At 51.7% G+C, this 20056-nt stretch carries 15 protein-coding genes; 5 read left to right on the top strand and 10 right to left on the bottom strand.

The genetic code is table 11. From position 1 onward, the window contains the following. Nucleotides 1-21: 21 nt before the first annotated feature. Entirely contained in the window at nucleotides 22-681 is a 660-nt protein-coding gene (ccmB, locus tag F3I44_RS01240) for a heme exporter protein CcmB (protein ID WP_150010626.1), read from the bottom strand. Next, on the bottom strand, nucleotides 681-1298 hold the full coding sequence (gene ccmA, locus F3I44_RS01235) for a cytochrome c biogenesis heme-transporting ATPase CcmA (protein WP_150010628.1): 618 nt from the start codon (nucleotides 1296-1298) through the stop codon (nucleotides 681-683). The genes ccmB and ccmA overlap by 1 nt, the downstream gene beginning before the upstream one ends. 242 nt (nucleotides 1299-1540) lie before the next feature. Between ccmA and F3I44_RS01230 the strand changes: the two genes are divergently transcribed. From F3I44_RS01230 to F3I44_RS01210, 5 genes are all read left to right on the top strand, one after another. Then, nucleotides 1541-2476 (top strand): formate/nitrite transporter family protein, encoded by a 936-nt coding sequence (locus F3I44_RS01230; RefSeq protein ID WP_150010630.1) that lies wholly within the window; start codon nucleotides 1541-1543, stop codon nucleotides 2474-2476. Between the two features lie 599 nt (nucleotides 2477-3075). Continuing rightward, nucleotides 3076-3675, top strand: a complete 600-nt coding sequence (locus tag F3I44_RS01225; RefSeq protein WP_150010632.1) for a fimbrial protein — start codon at nucleotides 3076-3078, stop codon at nucleotides 3673-3675. Between the two features lie 56 nt (nucleotides 3676-3731). Beyond that, on the top strand, nucleotides 3732-4439 hold the full coding sequence (locus F3I44_RS01220) for a molecular chaperone (protein ID WP_150010634.1): 708 nt from the start codon (nucleotides 3732-3734) through the stop codon (nucleotides 4437-4439). After that, on the top strand, nucleotides 4439-6877 hold the full coding sequence (locus F3I44_RS01215; protein WP_150010636.1) for a fimbria/pilus outer membrane usher protein: 2439 nt from the start codon (nucleotides 4439-4441) through the stop codon (nucleotides 6875-6877). Before F3I44_RS01220 ends, F3I44_RS01215 begins: the two co-directional genes overlap by 1 nt. Next, a complete protein-coding gene (locus F3I44_RS01210) occupies nucleotides 6862-7941 on the top strand; it encodes a fimbrial protein (RefSeq protein WP_150010638.1) in 1080 nt (359 codons plus the stop codon). The genes F3I44_RS01215 and F3I44_RS01210 overlap by 16 nt, the downstream gene beginning before the upstream one ends. Nucleotides 7942-8365: 424 nt before the next feature. On the opposite strand, the gene F3I44_RS01205 is transcribed toward F3I44_RS01210, so the two are convergent. The 8 genes from F3I44_RS01205 to F3I44_RS01170 form a co-directional block, all read right to left on the bottom strand. Continuing rightward, complete coding sequence (locus tag F3I44_RS01205; RefSeq protein ID WP_190286006.1) at nucleotides 8366-8677, bottom strand: hypothetical protein; 312 nt, start codon at nucleotides 8675-8677, stop codon at nucleotides 8366-8368. Between the two features lie 169 nt (nucleotides 8678-8846). Beyond that, complete coding sequence (locus F3I44_RS01200) at nucleotides 8847-10106, bottom strand: tail fiber domain-containing protein (protein WP_190286007.1); 1260 nt, start codon at nucleotides 10104-10106, stop codon at nucleotides 8847-8849. 62 nt (nucleotides 10107-10168) lie between these two features. Continuing rightward, on the bottom strand, nucleotides 10169-11236 hold the full coding sequence (locus tag F3I44_RS01195) for a DUF6453 family protein (protein WP_150019221.1): 1068 nt from the start codon (nucleotides 11234-11236) through the stop codon (nucleotides 10169-10171). Further along, the gene (locus F3I44_RS01190) at nucleotides 11236-14991 is read right to left on the bottom strand and encodes a DUF1983 domain-containing protein (protein WP_150019220.1); all 3756 of its coding nucleotides are present in this window, start codon (nucleotides 14989-14991) and stop codon (nucleotides 11236-11238) included. The genes F3I44_RS01195 and F3I44_RS01190 overlap by 1 nt, the downstream gene beginning before the upstream one ends. 66 nt (nucleotides 14992-15057) lie before the next feature. After that, nucleotides 15058-15765: a C40 family peptidase gene (locus F3I44_RS01185; RefSeq protein WP_370461290.1), complete on the bottom strand. Its 708-nt coding sequence runs from the start codon at nucleotides 15763-15765 to the stop codon at nucleotides 15058-15060. 10 nt (nucleotides 15766-15775) lie between these two features. After that, complete coding sequence (locus F3I44_RS01180) at nucleotides 15776-16528, bottom strand: phage minor tail protein L (protein WP_150019218.1); 753 nt, start codon at nucleotides 16526-16528, stop codon at nucleotides 15776-15778. A 17-nt stretch (nucleotides 16529-16545) separates the two neighbouring features. Then, nucleotides 16546-16884, bottom strand: coding sequence for a phage tail protein (locus tag F3I44_RS01175; RefSeq protein WP_150019217.1), 339 nt, complete (start codon nucleotides 16882-16884; stop codon nucleotides 16546-16548). Then, nucleotides 16884-19892, bottom strand: a complete 3009-nt coding sequence (locus F3I44_RS01170) for a phage tail tape measure protein (RefSeq protein WP_150019216.1) — start codon at nucleotides 19890-19892, stop codon at nucleotides 16884-16886. Before F3I44_RS01170 ends, F3I44_RS01175 begins: the two co-directional genes overlap by 1 nt. Nucleotides 19893-20056 lie beyond the last annotated feature (164 nt).

The raw sequence follows: 20056 nt of genomic DNA, 5'->3' as shown, positions 1-20056 counted from the left end.
CGTGCGGCTGGTACAAGCCGGTTACTGCAAAGTAATGCGTAGCGCCGCCGCCGTAGCAAACGGCGCGAGCGTAGCGCTGCCCAGCAGCATCGCGCCAAGAATGGCCAGATAGCCCCCCGTCGGCAATCCCTGACTGGCCGCCTCCATCGCCGCACTGGCAAAGATCAGGACAGGAATAGCCAGCGGCAGCACCAGCAGGCTTAACAGTACGCCGCCGCGTCGTAAACCTACCGTGAGACCCACGCCAATGGCACCGAGAAAACTCAGGGTTGGCGTGCCTAGCAACAGCGTCAGCGCCATCGCCCGCCAGCCATTAAAATCCAGCGACAGCAGCAGCGCAGCCAGCGGCGACAGAATAATCAGTGGCACGCCGGTAACCAGCCAGTGCGCCACCACTTTGCCGATAACCGTTAGCGGAAGAGGCGTTGGCAGCAGCACCAGTTGCTCCAGCGAACCATCGCTGAAGTCATCGCGGAATAGCCGTTCCAGCGCCAGCAGCGACGCCAGCAGTGCGGCAACCCAGGCAACGCCCGGCGCAATACGCGCCAGCTGTTGCGGATCCGGTCCGATGCCCAGCGGAAACAGGGTAATGACAATCAGGAAAAACCAGAGCGGATTAACCACATCCGCACCGCTGCGAAAGGCAATGCGCAATTCACGCTGGATGAGGCGAAACAGCATCACTCTGCCTCCTCGTCGCCGAGGCGAATTTTACGCACCCGTGCTGCATCCGCAGGCAAATCCTGATGGGTTGTCAGGATCACTGCACCGCCGTTATCGGCATGCCGGACGAATTGCGCCATTAATTTTTCAATTCCCGCTTTGTCGATGGCGGTCAGGGGCTCATCGAGGATCCACAGGCTGGCATGGCTTAGCCACAAGCGCGCGAGCGCCACCCGACGCTGCTGGCCCGCCGACAACCGGCTGACCGGCACCTCTTCATCGCCCGTAAGATCGACACACTCAAGCGCAGCAAAGATCTGCGCATCACTGCAATCGGGATGGTAAAAACGCAGATTTTCCAGCGGCGTAAGCACGCCTTTGACACCGGTATGGTGGCCCAGATAAAGCATTGCCTGGTGCCAGGTTTCACGCTGCCGCAGGATTGGCTGCTGTTGCCAGCGTATTTCACCCTCTTCAGGACGGCTGAGGCCGGCCATCAGGCGCAATAACGAGGTCTTACCGGCACCATTCGGGCCTTCAATCTGCACAATGTCACCAGCAGAGACGCAAAAAGAGAGCCGTCGGAACAGCGCGCGTTCATCGTATGCACAAGTGAGCGTAATGATTTCCAACATCGAGGGGAGAATCGCACCAGCTAAAAGTGGCCGGGATATTACCACAATGTTGCTGTGGGCCGAAGTGTGAGCCACCGCTCAGTTTCGCTGCCAGTAGCTTATTCGTGCGGTATCGTCAGAAGTCTGAATAAAAATGCAGTTCCGAAAAACGTTGTTACGCTTATTCGCACTGATTGTTACATTCTCAGCAAATAAAAAACGACTACGCTTATTACGCTACAGCACTATCACCAGGAGAAAATATGAAGCCTTCATCAGGTAACGAACAGGGTCCTAACGACGTAGAAAGCGAAGAGAAGGACAAGGGCACTGACATCGAAGTCGATGAGGAGGCTTTACCCTCCCGCGCAGCGGCGATCCATGAGGAAATTCGCCAGGATGGAGAAAAGGAGCTGGAGCGCGACGGTATGGCGCTGCTCTGGTCAGCTATCGCGGCGGGCCTGTCTATGGGCGCCTCGCTGATGGCTAAAGGGATATTCCAGGTGCATCTGGATGGCGTACCGGGCGCATTCCTGCTTGAAAACCTCGGTTATACCTTTGGTTTTGTTATTGTCATTATGGCGCGCCAGCAACTGTTTACTGAAAATACCGTTACCGCCGTGTTACCAGTGATGCACAAACCGACCTGGAGTAATGCGGGTCTGCTGTTGCGGTTATGGAGCATTGTTTTATTCGGAAATTTAATCGGTACGGCACTCGGTGCGCTGGCATTCAATGAGATGCCGATATTTGATGAGGCTACCCGCCAGGCGTTTACCGATATCAGTATGAAGGTGATGGAAAACACTCCCGGTGAGATGTTTGCCAATGCGGTGATTTCAGGCTGGATTATCGCCACTATGGTCTGGATGTTTCCCTCTGCGGGGGGCGCTAAGCTGCTGGTTGTTGTCATGATGACCTGGCTGGTTGCGCTGGGTGATCTGGCGCATATCGTAGTAGGCTCGGTAGAAGTGCTTTATCTGGTTTTCAATGGCAGCATCAGCTGGCATGAGTTTTTGTGGCCGTTTGCCCTGCCAACGCTGCTCGGCAACATTACCGGTGGTACCCTGATTTTTGCCCTGATAAGCCATGCGCAAATCCGCAATGATATGAGTGAAGCCGCCGTGGCTAAAGCCAAGGCCGAAAAGAGGAAGCAGGAGAAGCGCCGCCAGCGTGAAGCGCAGGAAAACACCGAGTAATAGCGGTCGGATCAACGCCATGCTGTGCTTTTTTGCACTGCATGGCGATTTGAAAGCCTGCGGCTGAATATAAAGCATAGCGTCGCCAGCTGAGGATAGATAAATAATCAATAATAGACATTATCATTTGCGCTTAGCGCGAACGTATCGTAAATTAAATTCACTTCATGTCAATTTAGCTTTGATTATTCGTGGGTAATTCTCATTCTGGAAAGCATGTTAATAAAACCAGACACCACTCAACATTATCTCCCCACAAAATTAAAATTCATTAGCTTTTGAATAAATATATATAACGCCAGACATATATTCCCCCACCCGATTTTTTGTTACCTTTACCGCTAACAGGAAAGGCTGATTCCTGATGCGCCACAGTATACGCCAGACTGGAAAATCACTTAATTTATTCACTTTAATTTATTAAGGAGGAATTAATTAAGTTAACCCCTGAAAATAGAGCTTATTGCCGCATCAACTTATTTCCTGTTAATTGCACACAACAAGGGCCAGGTAATAAATCCTGCCTCACCACTTGAAGAGACTTTTTATTGTGCCAATACACGTCACGTTAATCTGACTCAACAAAAGGATTATAAAAAATGAAAAAATTAGCGCTTAATAAAATCACTGCAGGAATTGCCCTGTTAATGACCTGCCAGGTCGCTTTCGCCACCTCTACTACTGCTGATGTCGGGGGTGGCACCATCACCTTTTATGGTGCAGTAACAGATGCAACCTGTAACGTAACAACCAACAGCGGAAGTGACTTTGCGGTTGATTTAAATCCGGTCACCAGCACCGATATGGGCACTACCGTTGGCGTAGTCAGCACTAATGCAAAACAGTTCACGCTGAATGTAGATGGCTGTTCAGGTTTTGACAGCACCAGCGCTACAGCGCAGACGCTGAAAATCACTTTTTCAGGCGGGAATGTCTCTGATGACAACACCTACCTGAAAAACACGACTGGCACCTCAAGCGGCGTGGGCATCGGTATTACTAAAGATGGCAGCCAGCTGGTTGCGCTGAACTCCGCGCTGGACAGTGGCCTGAAAACCACCTCTTCAGACGGCACAAACTTTGATACTGCACCAGGCGGTGCCATTAACTACTACGCCAACTATTACAACTATGGCGGCGCAGCAGTAACAGCCGGTTCAGTGGTGACCACTGCAACTTACACCTTCACTTACGAATAATTGTAAAAACAGGATATTTCGCTGAGACAAGGATGTCTAAAAAATGAGGACTGAAAATGAAACTCGTTTCTTTAGGCACACTGCTATGCATTTTTTCATTAAGCGCAAACGCCAGCGTCGTGATGAATAATACGCGTGTTATCTATAGTGGTGACAAGAAAAGCGTCAACGTACAGCTCGTCAATAAATCAGCAGAAGCTCATCTTGTTCAGTCATGGATAGACAACGGAAATCCTGATGAGAAACCTGAAAACCTCAGGCTGGCATTGGCCGTTGTGCCTTCCGTAGTTCGCATCGGTGCCAATGATGGTCAGATTCTGACTGTAGTCAAAAATGATCTGGCTGCCTCACTGCCAAAAGATCGTGAAAGCCTATTCTGGCTGAATTTCATCGATATCCCACCGAATCCAAAAGATAAAAGCGGTAGCTACCTCCAGTTTGCTATCAGAAACCGCGTCAAAGTTTTTTATCGTCCAACTAATCTGAGCATCAATCAAAATAAACTGCAGGATCACCTGAAGCTGACGCGTGTTAACAATGGCACCTGTATTAAAAACAGCTCACCCTATTACGTCACCGTTGCCGGATTAAGCAAAGTCAAAAATGGCAGTAAAAAAGATAATCTGCTGCAGGAATCCGTACTGGCAAAACCCTTTAGTTGCGCCTCTGTTGGTAAGTCTGCAGGTTTCTCAACCCAGGGAAAATTTTATCTGACATACATTGATGATTTCGGAACTTTAAGAACAGTTGATATCAGCCGCTAATGAATACCAGACTGACTCTTCTAAAAACAACGTTACTTTTCATCAGCGTCGCTGTATGCATTCGCAGCTATGCTGAGGAAGAATTCAATCAGGGCTTTATGCTCGGTAGCGCCTCGAATGAAGCCTGGTCCAGCGAGAGAAACCCTATCTCTCCTGGCATCTACAGCGTGGATATTTATGTTAATAAAGAGTGGAAAGGTAATCATCAGCTAAGAGTGGAAGGGAATGGCGTCTTTCTTATTCCCAGAGAAGATATCAGTGCTTTAGATATCAAAACCGACCCTGACGCACATGATAAGAAACTGACGCCGCTGAACCAGGATTGGGTTGACCTGCAGGATATTGTCACTGACGACGCGCTTAAGTTTCGTCAGGATATTTTCCAGCTGGATATTACCGTCCCGCAGGCACGTATTATTGCGCACGACCGCAACTGGATGCCGCCAGAATTGTGGGATAAGGGAATCACAGGGTTATTCACGAACTACAGTGCCATCTTTTCTGGCGGTAAATACCGTGACAGTAATAACCAGTCCAATCTTTATCTGACCCTGAATAGCGGCTTTAACGTGGCTGACTGGCATCTGCGCGACAATAGCTATTACTATCGCAATCAGACCACTTCCCGCTGGATGAACCGTTCTCGCTATCTTGAGAAATCGATTCCGGCGATCAACTCGGCAGTTAAAGTGGGTGACGATTACACCCGCTCATCCTGGTTCGACAGTGTTAAGTTTCGCGGATTCAGTCTGACTAAAGATCTCGCCATGTTGCCTGACAGCTACCGAACCTATATGCCCGTCATCAGCGGTGTGGCACAAACCAATGCGATTGTTAAGGTGCTACAGGATAACCGGGTTGTTTTTCAGCAGAGCGTTCCCCCAGGTCCTTTTGAATTTGCTGACCTTATGCCAACCGGCTCACGTTCTGACCTCTCACTCGTTATTGAAAACGCAGATGGCAGTAAAACCACGACCATCATCCCATACTCGGCTGCAGGCAGCCTGCTAAGAAGCGGCTCCACCGACTGGGAGATATATGCCGGTAAATTTAAAAGTGACGCCCTGTTCAGGCAGAATGATTTTGTTCAGGCAGAGTATAGTCGGGGCATTAACAATTATTTAACAATGGTTACCGGTGTCATTGCTGCCGAAAAATACCAGTCAGGACTGATCGGTACCGGTCTGCTTGTTCCGTGGCTCGGTACGCTGACTACCAGCTATCAATATACCCAGGCAAATTTGACAGAAGAAAAGCAGCAAGGTGAGAAAGTCAGGGTGGCGCTGAATAAACATTTTCCAACCCGAACATCAGTCACTGTTGCGGCCTCTTACAGCGACAAAAACTTCATTACTCTGAGTCAGGCGGACACCGCTGCTGAATATATCAGCGACCGTATAGGCTACCGAGCTCAGGAAAAGAACAGTCTTAATCTGGCTATTGATCAACGCCTGCCCGCAGGTTATGGCAGTTTAAACGCCAGCCTTTATGCTGTGGGTTACTGGAATACTGACAAGGTCTCTCGCCAGTTCAGTGTGGGATGGAGCAACACTTATAATCAGATTTCCTGGTCACTGAATGCAGGCAAAAGAATTTACACTAATGCAGAAACATACGAAGAGAATCGCAGTAATGCGGTTTATCGCCAGGAAGAGTATGCCAGTTTAACACTCAGCATTCCCTGGAGCATATTTGGGCACGATGGCACTGTCAGTGCCTCATCCAGTGTTGAAGGAAGCCAGTCAAGCACCTCTCTGGGCTGGAATGAGAAGGTTTCAGACGCGTTCAGGTATAACCTGTTAGTGAATAATAGAAGCCGTGACGGTCTCTCTTCTGGCGGTTATTTCTCTTATGCATCTCCGTGGTCGACCTTTACCGGGAATCTGACACAGGGTGAGAAATATACCCAATATGGCGCGACGGCGTCGGGAACTATTCTGCTCTCTCAGCACGGCTTGTTAACGTCGCCACAGACCGGTAATCACTTCGTGATTATTGATGCGCCAGGCATTGCTGGTGCGAAAGTTAATGGTAACGCGACAATTTATACGAATAGTCAGGGTAAGGCGCTGGTGCCCTTCGCGACGCCGTGGCGCAAAAATACATTTCATCTTAATTCTGAATCCGCCAGTGATATTCAGGGGAATATTAAAAAAATCGCGCCCTGGAAAGGCAGTATTTCTTATGTGAAATACATGACCGATACGCGAAAAACATTTTCATTACTGGCCCGTCACCCTGATGGAACACCGCTGGCGTTTGGTGCCTCGCTCTTTGACCGAAAAGGAGCAGAGTTAGGTTTTGTTGCTCAGGGCGGCCTGATTTACGTCAAAGCTGATGCCCTGCCTGACTATATTCTGGCGCGGTTCGATAAACAGCAGTCCTGCGTGATTAAAAACGCGGTTCTTACCGGAGATAATCTATGTACACGTTTATAAAGAATCTGTTAATCGCCTCGGGAATATTTTTTGGGCTCGCGATCGCTTCGATTAATCAGGCGCTAGCTTTTTGCAACCCATACAGTCTGGCAACTGGCAGTTCTATCGTGGCGACTTCCACGTCAAGTGATATCGATCTGGCAAACATGCTTTCACTGACAAGTAATTATTCAGTGACCATAAGCTCAAATTTTACCGGTTTTAAACTGGGATGCCAGACCAGCGGTGAAACCCTCTATTACCGTAATGGGATTGAAGATGGCTATACGGTTAAGTTTTCATCTGGCGATGAAGATTATTATATTAAGTTTACAGCGTCTATTCCCGTTACAAGTAAGCTATTCAGTGTAGGTTTCATCAGCCAGGATTATCCCGCCTCAGATTTTGATACCGACATTACTATCAATGCGCAAATAGCAGACGGCACCACTTATGATGCAGCTACTACCACCGGCAACGCTGAAATTCCGTTGATGTATTTGATTTCATCGAACGGCAGCACCACTTATCCCACTGCCAGCGCACTACGTGGCTTTGTAGCAACTAAAGCTTCAGCCGCAGCCGCCTCATATAATGAACTTAAGGGATTTTCATCGATCAATGTTGCGTTTGTACCGATCAGCACCACCTGTAGCATTCAGAGCCAATCGTTCACTTTACCTTCAACAACGCTGTTTACTCTGAAATCCGGTGATTATTCAGATACGCAGTTCTCTATCCCTCTCTCTTGTAGCGGAAGCATAAACAGTCAGGCCACGAAAACTTTCAATCTGAGAGCCTACAGTAACGATATCGTTGATAGCGCCAACTACATCGTCAGGAATGCATCGTCAACCTCTTCAGGCATTGGATTTCAACTGTTTAACACCCTTTCTGATCCATTGAAATTCACGACCGGTTATGACTCTGCATCCACCTCACTGGCAGCGATGACCAAAGGCAAGGATCTCGTTTCATCGCTGACGGCGATCGATATTGGTGCACGCTATAAAATTTTTGATGCAGCAAACGCGTCGCCTGGCACCGTGGTCGGCACCATCATTATCTACATGGAATATGAGTAAGCTTACTGGCGGCGATGCGCTTATTTTGGGTTTAGCACCTTCGCCGTCACGACCTGAATAGCAACAAAAGGAAGAGATAAAAGCAGTGTTGCTGGAGGAATGAGCAAACGCACGGCAACCTGGTGAATCTTCAGACCTCTTTCGCTATACTGCACGCCGCGGTCCTCTTAGTTAAATGGGTAAAGCAAATAAAATAAAAAATAACATATAAATCAATGCATTGACTTGGACTATTTATTTTTTAGGTACCCATATATGTACACAGAATTCCCCTCCGCAGCGGTTCAGCCTTCCAAAATATGCTTAATAACCCCCTTGCCTCAGGCTCTATCAGTGAATAAGCGCCAACAGTCTAGCGCTGGCGTTTGTACTTGAGACTTATTTGGTCAAGCTATAAATAAACTGAGATTCATCTTAATCCCCGTCAAGACTTTATCTCTGGAAGAGCTAAATCTTTTAGACCCTCATGCCTTGCATCAACCTTTCGGATGTAAGCCTTAACACGAATGCGGTATTGTTCATAGACGAAACTAAATGCTGCACTCTCAGTGTCAAACTGCACATCTGTTATCTCCTGCCACTGCCCTGAGATGAACTCACGAACATCCCAGTAACCATTTTTTCGCGGCCAGATCAGATAAGCCCCACAAAATCCGGTATCAGCCAGCGGGTCAGGTGCCCGCTCGCCTCGTTGCAGTATGTAGAACGTATAGCCACCAGTTGAAAATCTGCGCATAGACCAATCTCGAAAACTGTATAGATAAACAGTAATATTGATCGGTAGATTTGATCAAGACGAAAAGGCAGGCAAAATTGTAAAGCTGAGGTTGTCCCAAAATTTCAGGCTGCCGGGGCTGGACTTGTGTTTAATTCATGCGGCATTCAGCGATTCATTTATAGACAATCTAACTTCCGGAGTTTTCTAAAACTGACAACCGCTGCTGAAGCTCTTTTATCATTATCTGCTGGGCCTGTATTGCCTGTGTCAGTTTGGCAATCATTGGAACCTGATTAAGAAAATATGCGTCGGAATTATTAGGATCAGCTTCGATATCGTAATCCTCCGGTAATCCCTTGCCGCCAACGCATTCAGGTGAAACTTTCACAAGGTCATTTGCAATAAACCCGAGCTGGTCTGCTGTTTCTGGAATGATACCGCGTGCCTTCATTTTGAAATCAGCGGGCTGCCACTTACACACTTCATCAAGCGCCTTATGAGCATCGTGCCGATACACAATATCCTTTTTTAGTTGCCGGTCTGACATTGGTGTTAGTTGCAGGGTACCGACTCCACTGGCATCAACCCAGCATTCCATTAACGTTCCGGTCCAGTAGAACTGATATTTGTTAGCGCCATAAACTCCTGACGCACCTCGTTTTGTGTAAATCCCCTTAACTTTGTCGAGATACGCATCACCCATGACCACATTCAGACCGGCACTGGGGCCTCTGGCGATGTTAAAATTACCATCGCTGGCATTTACTCCCCACAGGCTTGATGCATCACCGTTGCCCCGGTATAAATTAATTCCACCGGGATTATTCGCGCCCCCTGCGCGAATTCCTCCGTTAACGTGCAGTGAAACATTTCCGCTGGCTGCGGTCAGCTCCAGTGCGCTCTGCTCCGTGCAAATCATCCTGACGCTATAGTCAGCCTCAGATTTATTATAATGAAAGTCTATGTAGGGCGTTTGAGACATCAACTCCAGTCCTGAAAACTGAGCATTGCTGCCTGTTATTGCACGTTCTGCGAGAGCAGACGTCAGCTTGCTCAGACTGCTGATGGTCACACTAGTGCCATCCGGTGCCACCAGCGTGACGTCGCCGGTTCCCGTCATAATTTCCTGCCAGCCGTCCATCTGGGACTGATAGTATTTCAACTGCGCGGCCAGCTGGCGGGCAAAGTCCGGATAGGAGTTACCGTAAAATGCCAGGATAGCGTAGGCGCTGCCGCTGATTTCGCTGGCAACTGCTTCCGTCACGGTCAGCTCAGTATCACTCCTAACCGACGCAATCTCATAAGCCTGTACGCTGCCGCTGCCCGGTACCAGCAGCATCTGCCCGGCTCCAATCCCCTGTTTGTTGTCCGCCCACTTTGTCCCGGTGCCGGTAACGGTTTTACTGTCTTTTGCTGCGGCAATCGTGCCGGTTCTGTACCATGCCATCAAATATTCCTCGCATAAAAAAAGCCACCGTCTCCGGTGGCCCTGAATTTTCCTGAGTTCTGTCAGAAGTAGTCTGCCGCGTCCAGGCAGGGCAGCGAACATGCGGCCTGCATCGCCTTAACGAACATCGGCACGGCAGCTTCTGAACCCGCTGAACGTGCTCTGGCGACAGAAACCGAATTCCCGCTCATTTTAAATCCCGAATAGAGCACAATACGGTACTGCCAGCCCCCCTGCGACCGGCTGTAATCACCGCGCTGTAACCCGATACTGCACAGCGGGATCATGGGCTGCGAAACGTCACCGGTTGGACTGGTCCAGCTCAGGACTTCGCCCCCGCTGGTATCGAAGTTCTGCCAGTATGAAAAATTGTATGATGCGCCCCGGTACATGACCGGCGGGAATTTGCTGGAAAACGTAATCTGCCCGGCGGCGTTCCGGATCACCAGCCCGTAGCCGGATGCAGGCAGGGCCGGGGAATACCCGCAGGAGACGATGACGATCTGAACATTGCTGACCGTGCCGCCTACCTTTGAACCTTCCGTAGCGGCAAACGCGCTGTAAACCTCAATGCTGTTATTATCGCGGTTGAGGAACAGAGGATTATCCGTATTATTCCACCGTGCAAAGACCACGTAAGAACTGCCCAGCGCCAGCACCGCTGCGGGGATGGGCCAGCGATCGGTAATGCTGATGGTCGCTCTGTAAGTCACATACCCCAGATAACTGGTGTCGTTCACCTCCATAAAATCCGCGCCATTTGTGATCCTGATGCCGTACCCACCGACCCCGGCCCCGCCAGCCACCGAAAAGATATCAACATCGGCAATATCAAGCGTTGAGCGTTGCACGTCATCACCGCCCCCGACGCTGTACGTAAACGTTCCATTAGCAGCCAGACTCCAGCCAGTGAGGTAGTACATCACCGGCTGGTTCACCGTGGGAAATACTGACACCAGTTTTCGTGGCACCACCAGCGCGGCAGAACCTGACGGCGGAGCTTTCACCTGTCGTGTTTTGTCGCCACTTTTGAGGGATAATGAAGCCAGGTATGAGATATAACGAGTGCTGCCGTCCAGGACCAAGGATTTACCCCCGTCATCCGGCGTGATGCGTAATCCGTAAGTCATTACAACCTCCCCAGCTTACAGCGTTCAGTACCGGCACCGTCCATGACCGCAAGGCCGGTTTCGTCCAGCCGGATCGAACCTGCCCCGGCAGAATCAACGGCACCAAAGAAGAAGCCGGCACCTTTATCAATGCGCCATCCGGTTTTACCGTCATACCCCACAGACTGGATGTAGTTACCGATCTTCTCATTCGTGATCGAGGCATCTTCAATGAATGCCTGATTCATGAAGACCTGCTGATTTTTTACCGCGAATGGTGACAGCCAGCCGCTGCCGCTGGGCTGCATCAGCGCAAACTGCTCTGCCTTAATGAGAACGCCGGCCGTAATGCTGCCGCCATCCACTTCGGCATAGATGGAGAGACCGGCAGAAACCGTCTGACCGTTATAAGTCACCTGTGCGCCAGTATCCCAGGAGGCGAAACCCTGCCCTGTGGCGTCAAACTTAGCCGTGGCTTTGGTGTCCACAGCTGCCGACATGTCATTAAACTGCACGCCCACGTCACGCTCGAACTGCGCGAAGGCTTTATCCTGGTCAGCAACAGTCGTGCGGATTTCCACAATCTGGGCCACCACCTTGCCGTTTTCTTTCCGCCAGCGCTGAATATCTGCATCGTTGGCCAGCGCATTTTCAATAGCCGCCTCTGCCAGCGGATCGATATTCTGGTTCATCTGCTGCCATGCCTGCGAATTCTCTATGGCTTCGGTGATGTCGCCGAGAATATCTGAGGCATCCGACGAAGATGCCCCCTGAACCCAGCTTGTCCAGTCCGACTGATTACCCAGTTTGTCCACCAGCCGGGCTCGGTAATAAAACGTCACCCCGGCCGCCAGACCACTCTGCAGATAGTTATGTGTGGGATATGCCACATCTGAAAGTAGCGTGGCGTCACTGTAATCCGCGCGCGTGGCATACTGAATTTCGGTATAGCTGGTATCGCCGGAATCCTCACCGAATCCCCAGGTCAGTTCGACGGCAAACACCCGGTCTGTTGTCGCCCTCAGCCCAACCGGTACCGGCGGGTTACCCTGCTTGCCCGTGAGCGTGGTTTCATCTGAGTACACCCAGGTGCTTGAGACATCCGCAACGTTAACAGCGCACACGCGCACCAGGTATTGACCTGCGTAAATACCTGAAATGTCAAATCCTGTGACCGATGAGCGGGGAACGGATATCCAGTTACTGCTGTTCCGACGCCACTGTGCCTCATATGCAATAGCGCCTGCTGCTTTGTCCCAGGTGACGTGCATTGTGGCCACACTCAGTCCCTGCGAAACAGCGGAGGTTTCACTGATGACGATGTTAGTCGGTGCTGGCTGGGTGGTAATCGGCAATACACTGTCGGGGCGGTTGGGTATGGTTGCGCCATCATCGATGCGGGCAAACTTATCCGGATCGTAATGGATGCCACTTATAGTAAATGTCCCGTCATTGTTGTCCGTAACGCTGATAACACGGTACTGCTGAACGTACAGATCGTCGGCTTCAACGACCCAAACTGCCTCCGCTTCCGGCGTTTCGCTCCAGACTGTGCTGACTGTTACTGTACGGTCGCTGACGGACTCTATCGTGCGGCTCTGGGCCACCCCTGAAGGCAGGTTGAGAATAAGCCGATCACCGGCAGCAGCACCCGGCACCCGATCCAGGGTGACGCTTCGCCCGTTCACGGCACTGATCCGCCCTCCCGTAACCCTGCCGGAAAACATCTCATCAGCCACGCCAATTATGTAACCCGGAAGCGGAATGTTTCCGTCCAGGCCCACCTTAAACTCAACGGTCCTGTCGCCATTATTGGTCAGTACGGCCCATCGTCCACGACGATTAGCTTCCGAGCGTCGCGAGCAACCCACCGCGCTGAGCTCAAGCTGATTCACATTAAACCGTGTGACAAGATCACTTTCAAAGACAGCCTCGACAGCATCCTGCCAGGCATTATCCGGATCACTGTAGGTCACCAGACAGGTAGTGTAGCGGCTTTTCACTGAGCTGCCGGCGTAGGTAAACAGCCCGTCCACCACGTTTGCCCGCGTGAACGTCCAGTCCATATCGCGTGGCATGTCGGCCAGCGCTACCAGCTGGTTGTTGTACCAGCAGGTCAGCCCGCGAAACATGGATGCAAAATCACGCAGAACAGTAAATGCGTCTTCACGGGTCTGAATGTAGACATCACACTTATACCGGACCTCGGTACCGCTTCCGCCCAGCCCATCCGGCACGAGCGCATCGCAGTACTGCGCGACGCGGTAAAGTTCATAACGATCGGTATTTGCCGCACTCAGCCGTGGCCCAAGGCCGAACCGCTCACTTACCACGATGTCATAAAATATCCATGCAGGGTTGTCCGTCCAGGCCTGCTTGAATGTGCCGTCCCAGGTGCCGGCGTACGTGCGCGTTTCCGGTGTATAGTTGGAGGGGACGCTGATAATACGACCCGCCGGTTCACAGGTAATCGTGGGTATCTGTCCGCTGAAGGTTGAGGCGTCAAATTCGATATAAAGGAGTGCGGTGTGCGGATAGCGGAATTTAGCATCAATGATTTCGGTATAGCTCTCCAGCGTCATTTTGCTGCCGATCTTTTCATCGGTTGTGTCTGCTGACAGACGTCTGACCCTCACCGTCCACGTTTTAGCCCCGGACGGCAAAGCAACACGATGAGTACGCTCATATCCGGACATGGCCCGTCCATCTGCTGCATCCGTCAGGACGGTCTGCCAGCTTCCACCATCAACCTGTAAATCGATAGCGTACTCAACCCGATAACCACCAACACCACCGTCATCTTTCTGATGAAACAATGACGGCCACTTCAGGCGCAGCCGGACGGCCGACAGCTGGGTATTCGTCAGAGTATGAACCCAGCTTTTCGCAGTGGTGACCTCCACGCTGCCGGCCGATATTTCATTCTCGACTGAGGGAATGCCCGGAATATATTCCTGATCCTGTGTTCCCGGGCGAAATACCCATGAAACACCTGAGCCAAAGTTGCTGGTACCGTCGCTGCCTGCCAGCGCTGTGCCATTCAGAAAGATACTCTGATCTGTTAAACCGCCGGCGAATTCCCCCTCCCCCAGCGCCACCAGTACACGCGCAACGGCGATGGACTGCAGATCACCCTTTTCTGCACCACGGGCGTCTGGAGTTATCGTCCCGGATGCTCTCTGAGCCTGGTACGCATCAAGATCGTCGACATAGATTCCGGCTGAAATAATGGCCCCGCCAATACGTCGCTTTCCGTAAAGCAGGGGGACAGGGTAACCCTGAGAAGAAGTATTTGTCGGACTACCAAAGGCATAACTGGCCTTTTCATCGCTGCTCTTCGCCAGACCGGTCATCTGCGGTGACAGCATCTGTACTACGCCACCTGCCGCCATAGACACGCCACTGGCTATCATCGCCATACCAATTGATGAAGTAGTGCCAAAGGTGAAATATCCGGCTACTACCAGCACAGCACCAATAATCACCTGCAGCATGCCGCCCCGCTTGCTGCCGATAATGACAGGCACGATCCGGATATCACTGTCACTGCCGTCCAGATTCAGTTCGTCTGCGCTAAGATTTCGCCGTCCGCTGAACACGGCATACACCAGCCCGCGCCGCCGGCTGCTGTTGAGGTAATGCTCAAACCCGGGTATCAGCACACATAAAGCTCTGATGGCCTGCGCCGGCGTCGCGACAACGAGCTCATGATCCCGCCCAAATGTACTCCCGAGCACGCCATAAAGACGCACCCTGCGTTTTGTCATATCTGACATAGGAATGTCCTGCTGAAAATTATCTGAGAGTGACGCGGAAGAGGATTTGTGAAGAAAAGCAGGGGGTCAGAAGTTACCCTGATACCGGACAATCATTTCCGTGCGGCTGCGCCAGTTGTCGTCAAAGACAACGCGCTGACTCAGGTGGCCATACAGGTGATGAAGCAGCATGCCGTCTTCAAGCAGAACGCCGGCATGATTGACCACCCGAGCGCCAACCTTCATGAGTACAACGTCGCCCGTCCGCGCCGGACCGCTGAATTTCCTGAACCCGGTGCTGTGCCAGTTATCCATATAGCGGTCTTCGCCCTGCTCCCACCAGGGATAGTTCACCCGGTGATCAGGCAGTTCGATACCCAGCGACTGCCGGTACCAGCTCATGATAAGTCCCCAGCAGTCATAAACACCCAGTACAAACGGCCTGCCCACCAGAGGTAGCTCTTCGCGCGGCAGCAGCACCCGAAAATCACCCTCCGGCCAGCTGACGATATACCATGTCAGGCCAGACAGATCGCAAAGCGCCCGGTCTGTCTCACCGGGTCGGGTTGATGCGTCCGGGTGACTGTGTGCTACCGCGATGACCTGACCCATTTCCTCCGCTGCGGCGTAATCTTCAGGATGGATAGCAAAATCGTTTTCCGGATCTGGTGCGATGTTCCTGCAGGGCAGATACAGGCCATGCCCGTCGGATTGAATAACCACCACACCGCAGCATTCATGCGGGTAAGCTGCTGCAGCATGATGCAAAATGGCCCCTTTAAGGTCTTCTGTAATCATTTTCCCCTCAGCTTTTGATCAAAGACGTACCACTGAACCCGCCGAAGTCCAGGGGATTATTGTCGCCAAAACGGACCTTACAGGCTGAGACCAGCCCGGAGCAGACGTCTTTTGACGGATCGTCTACCGGATTATTGAAGCGGTCATAGTACGTGCTGCCATTCCAGCCACAACCGTTGCCTGTCCGGTACCATCCCCGGATGCACCAGGTGCAGACCGAATGCAGCTGACGGTTCGGAAGCTGTAATCCCTGCAGGTCTACCGGTGAACTGAGCGTGAATTCAACGCTGGCGTTCGTCTCACCGCTTTTACTGTCGATATAAAATACCTGCAGCACCTCCTGAGACGGATCGGCGCGATCGTTACCGTTCTCAAAATTTCTGGCGTCAAGATAATGGGCCAGTGTGTGCCGTATGGTGACTTTTGCCTGCAGCATGTCGTCATAGGCTGAGCAGATGGCTGTCACTGAACCGTCCAGGTTCGCAACAGTGAGTTTTGGAGAGGAAGCCTTGCCATCCGTGGATGCATCCACACCCTCAATCTCGCACGGCCACGCCCGGTACTCATTGCCCTGCCACCATACTGATTTCGCCGGCAGTTTCGACTCATCTCCACCTGCAGCGGCAATTTCTGCGGCGGTATGTGCAATACCATGTCCATGAAAACGCAAAACGTCTGCGCCGAACGCGCTGCCGTCGATTTCGATCAGCTGAATGCGGCTGCCGGGTTCCAGTTTCTGAAAATCACTGGTCAGTGCCATAGGTTGTCTCCTGCTGCTCAGGGTGCGTAAGTGCGGATGAAGGTGGCTGAAAGAGAATAGTTACCGGCCCCCAGGGCGGTGGGCTTATATTCTGCACACCGGAAAAGCCCGGCGTCGCTCAGAGGTGGCGTCCAGATAAATGACCGGTATCCGCTATGGTTGCGGATAAAATCCAGCGCTTCGCGGACCAGTGCCTCTTTGCCGACGAGCGTGACCGACCACTGCGACACCTCACTGTTAAGTCCATCGCCTGCAGTCTGGGCATAGCCATCGCCAAATGAAGCGGTCCTGACCTTCAGGCTGTTTTCGCCCGCAGCATTTACGCGCACGGGCCAGGTAAAGGTTTCAAGTGCCATCAGCGCTGCCCCCTGATTGCCGTAGTTATTGCTCCTGCCTGCCCCAGATTACGATTTACCACTTTCTGCGCCTCACGCTGTATCATGGGCGTAATCTGCCTGGCGAACTGTTCCCAGCCCGCGCTGGAAGAACTGTCTGCCGAGCTCTGGCCATTTCCGTTGTTTGTAATTGTGACATTGACAATGGGTGATGTGGTCGCAGACGCGGAACCCGTGCTACGCACGCCCAGAGCACCTCCCGATGTGCGCGTGAGCGGCAGGATTGCCTCCGGACCGGCTTCACCCATAACGCCCGCGCCTTTTGCAAAGGCGAAGAAGGTAGGCTGACTGACGATGCTGTTACTGTGGCTGCTCAGATTCGGAGAGTTGTAAACTCCACCTTTTGCATTTTTGGTTGCGCTGGCGTAAGCCTGCCAGCCAGTGGGCATTCCCATCCCCCCCGTTGACCCGCCTGAACCGGATGGTGCCGAAATGTCAGCATTTGCAGCACTGGAGAAAGCGGTGCCAAGAATGCTTTGTAGAGCATTACTGAGCGCTACACGGGCTGCTATTTTGGCAAGGTCTGACAGCACCGATGTGGTAAAGGATTTGAAGTTGAGCTTGCCCGTTGTGGCGAAAGTAGCCACAGAGTCAGTCATGCTGTCAAACAGACTTCCGGCATAACTCGCCATCTGGCTGTTTGCATAGCGGGCGCTGTCTATCCAGTTCAGCGTACCGCGCCGGAATCCCTTCCCATAATCGTTTTCAAGAGCCAGACGGTCACTCACGCTTTTCTCGGTGATCTGCAGTTCCTGTTGCTTGGCGCTTTCCAGATCAGCCAGACGGGCCTGATACTCTGCAGATGTCTTATCAGTAAAATCTTTATCAAGCGCGATGCGGCGCTGGCTGAAGCGGTTCTCAATGGCAAGTTTTGCTTCAGCCTGAGCGGATTCCTGATCGGACTGACTGTACTTATCCAGGCTGGCCGCTGCTTCACGCTTCATCGCTGCAGCTTCTTCAGCCCATTTTTTGGCCTCACCCTGATATTTTTCAGAGACTTTACGAAGTGCAGCTTCACGTTCCAGCAGCACATTAGCCTGAAGCTGTGCGCGAATTTGTCCCTGCATGTTCACCAGACTCTGCTGGCTGGCATTGAGTGCCGTGCCTTTAAGCCCGGCAATTTTCTGATCAAATGCAACAAGCTGACTCTGCGAGCTAGTCATTTTGTCGTTTGTCAGCGCCTGCTCCTTCAGTACTGCGCTGCGCTGCTGGGCCTGCTCCAGCATTCGCTGGCCTTCAGTTTCACCAGTGGCCGCTTTGTGCTTGGGCTTTTTGGTGGATTTATCGTATTCGTCGTTAATCCCTTTCAGAATGCGCTTGTAATCTGCAGAGTCAGGAGAATAAATACTGTTATTAAGTTTTTTAAGTGCCGCAGCGCGTTTTTCAACAGCGCTGGTTCCTTCAGTCATATAACTTTTGAGGTCCGCAGCATTTTTTAAGCGCTCATTTTGAGCAGCGGCATAGCCCGCTTTACTGGCTGCAATATATCTTGCCGAAGATTCGTCGTAATCTTTTTGCAGTTTCTGAAGATAACGAGTGTTATCAATCGCTGTACCGAGTGCTTCTGCAGCCTGGTTGCCTGCCATCCCCCAAGTCTGACCAAGGTTGTTAACCTGAGTTGAAGTTTTATCAACTTCAACGCCCAACTCTTTTAATCTTCCCTTCTCTGCTTCTATTGCGGCCTCAATCAGTAGCTGACTAGCCTGTGCAGTCTGTCCGCGTTGGCTGAGTGCCATGACTTGATGGATAATAGAATCACCGAGCGCCACTCCTGAAGCGGTAAGTTTCTCCATGGCAGTGACAGGATCGCCCCGAAGTGCAGAAAGGCTTTTCACCAGGTCATCGGCATTTCCACCCGCTTCTGCGTAAGCAGTGGCAAGTGTGGCGACCTGTGTCAACATCTGGCCGGAAAATCCCGCTTTTGCAGCAGCAGACACGGCAGTAACTGAATTCTCCGTGTCTCCTAACTCTCCATTCAGTCGTTTTAGATCGGTAGCAGAAATTAGGGAGGATGTACTCAGGTCCAGCGCGGCCGCATTAAGCTTTTTAGTCTGCTCTTCAGCTTTCTTAAACTCGTTGTAGATTAACGTTCCGCCAGCAGCAAGCACACTCAGGCCAATGCCAACAGGGCCACCCAGCAAGCTCATTGCGGAACTCAAGGCTCTGCTGCTGGTCGCCGCTATTCTCTGCGAAACCGTCAGTTGTGTGTTGGCCGCAGCTGCCGCCTCGGTCGCGGCAGTTAGCGCTGCTTTCCCCTCAGTTTCAGCCAACTCGGCTGCAATAATCGCTGCTTTTGCCGCCTCCAGCTTTTCCACACCAGACTCTTCTAGGCGCTCAGCTTCAATGATCGCGCGTTCATTTTTAAGGTGCTCTTCCTGATAGCTGAGACTTATCCCGTATTGTTTGTTAACCTCAGTTCGTTTGGCATAATAATCATCCAGGGCGATAGCTTCTTCACGCTGTGCAGCCGCAGCCACAATTGTTTCTTCAGCTATCGCAGCTTTACTGATTGCTGCCTGCTTTTCTGCCTGCGCCACGCTGATCTGCTGCTGGGCAGCTGATGCCAGTTCCTGCGCAGCCTTACGGGCGGCTTCCTGCTGGGCCTGCCAGCCGTCTGCGCTGCCGTCCAGCTGACCTTTGAGCGAATGAACAGCGGGGATTAGCGCATTAATGATTGTGCTGCTGGCAACGTTACTGCCCGCAGCCACTTCATGCAGTACAAAGTTAAGCTGGCCTGCACCCTGAGTTACTCCAGAAAACTGATCTGCTCCAATACTCTGCCCGCCAATTTTCTTTGCCGCCTCTACCGTTTTGGCAATAGCAGCTGATAGCTCATTGGCCTGAGCTTTAGCCTGGCTGTTAAAATTTTTGCTGGCCTGCCCCGCTTTCTGATATGCATCTGCGATCTGCGATTTGAACGTCGCAGAATTAAGATGCAGGGCAACCGACAAAGACGCTACGTCACTCATTATCCGAGTATCCTCATAATGTCAGCGCATTGTTTGTCGACCGGTGTACGAGATGGCGGTGCGGATGGTGCCGCAGGGGTGATGTCACAGGTCGGGTCTGTTAAGGAAAACCATGCCTCCCAGTAGCGAAGAATTTCAGCGGGAAGGCAGGCTATTTTGCGCGG

Source organism: Pantoea sp. F_5, assembly GCF_008631595.1.
Lineage (GTDB): Bacteria > Pseudomonadota > Gammaproteobacteria > Enterobacterales > Enterobacteriaceae > Pantoea > Pantoea gossypiicola.
This window is presented reverse-complemented; position numbering and strand designations above follow the sequence as displayed.

Excerpts from the sequence above, each read along its gene's own strand:
- ccmB (WP_150010626.1), bottom strand. The coding sequence starts at position 681 with ATGCTGTTTCGCCTCATCCAGCGTGAATTGCGCATTGCCTTTCGCAGC.
- ccmA (WP_150010628.1), bottom strand. The coding sequence starts at position 1,298 with ATGTTGGAAATCATTACGCTCACTTGTGCATACGATGAACGCGCGCTG.
- F3I44_RS01230 (WP_150010630.1), top strand. The coding sequence starts at position 1,541 with ATGAAGCCTTCATCAGGTAACGAACAGGGTCCTAACGACGTAGAAAGC.
- F3I44_RS01225 (WP_150010632.1), top strand. The coding sequence starts at position 3,076 with ATGAAAAAATTAGCGCTTAATAAAATCACTGCAGGAATTGCCCTGTTA.
- F3I44_RS01220 (WP_150010634.1), top strand. The coding sequence starts at position 3,732 with ATGAAACTCGTTTCTTTAGGCACACTGCTATGCATTTTTTCATTAAGC.
- F3I44_RS01215 (WP_150010636.1), top strand. The coding sequence starts at position 4,439 with ATGAATACCAGACTGACTCTTCTAAAAACAACGTTACTTTTCATCAGC.
- F3I44_RS01210 (WP_150010638.1), top strand. The coding sequence starts at position 6,862 with ATGTACACGTTTATAAAGAATCTGTTAATCGCCTCGGGAATATTTTTT.
- F3I44_RS01205 (WP_190286006.1), bottom strand. The coding sequence starts at position 8,677 with ATGCGCAGATTTTCAACTGGTGGCTATACGTTCTACATACTGCAACGA.
- F3I44_RS01200 (WP_190286007.1), bottom strand. The coding sequence starts at position 10,106 with ATGGCATGGTACAGAACCGGCACGATTGCCGCAGCAAAAGACAGTAAA.
- F3I44_RS01195 (WP_150019221.1), bottom strand. The coding sequence starts at position 11,236 with ATGACTTACGGATTACGCATCACGCCGGATGACGGGGGTAAATCCTTG.
- F3I44_RS01190 (WP_150019220.1), bottom strand. The coding sequence starts at position 14,991 with ATGTCAGATATGACAAAACGCAGGGTGCGTCTTTATGGCGTGCTCGGG.
- F3I44_RS01180 (WP_150019218.1), bottom strand. The coding sequence starts at position 16,528 with ATGGCACTGACCAGTGATTTTCAGAAACTGGAACCCGGCAGCCGCATT.
- F3I44_RS01175 (WP_150019217.1), bottom strand. The coding sequence starts at position 16,884 with ATGGCACTTGAAACCTTTACCTGGCCCGTGCGCGTAAATGCTGCGGGC.
- F3I44_RS01170 (WP_150019216.1), bottom strand. The coding sequence starts at position 19,892 with ATGAGTGACGTAGCGTCTTTGTCGGTTGCCCTGCATCTTAATTCTGCG.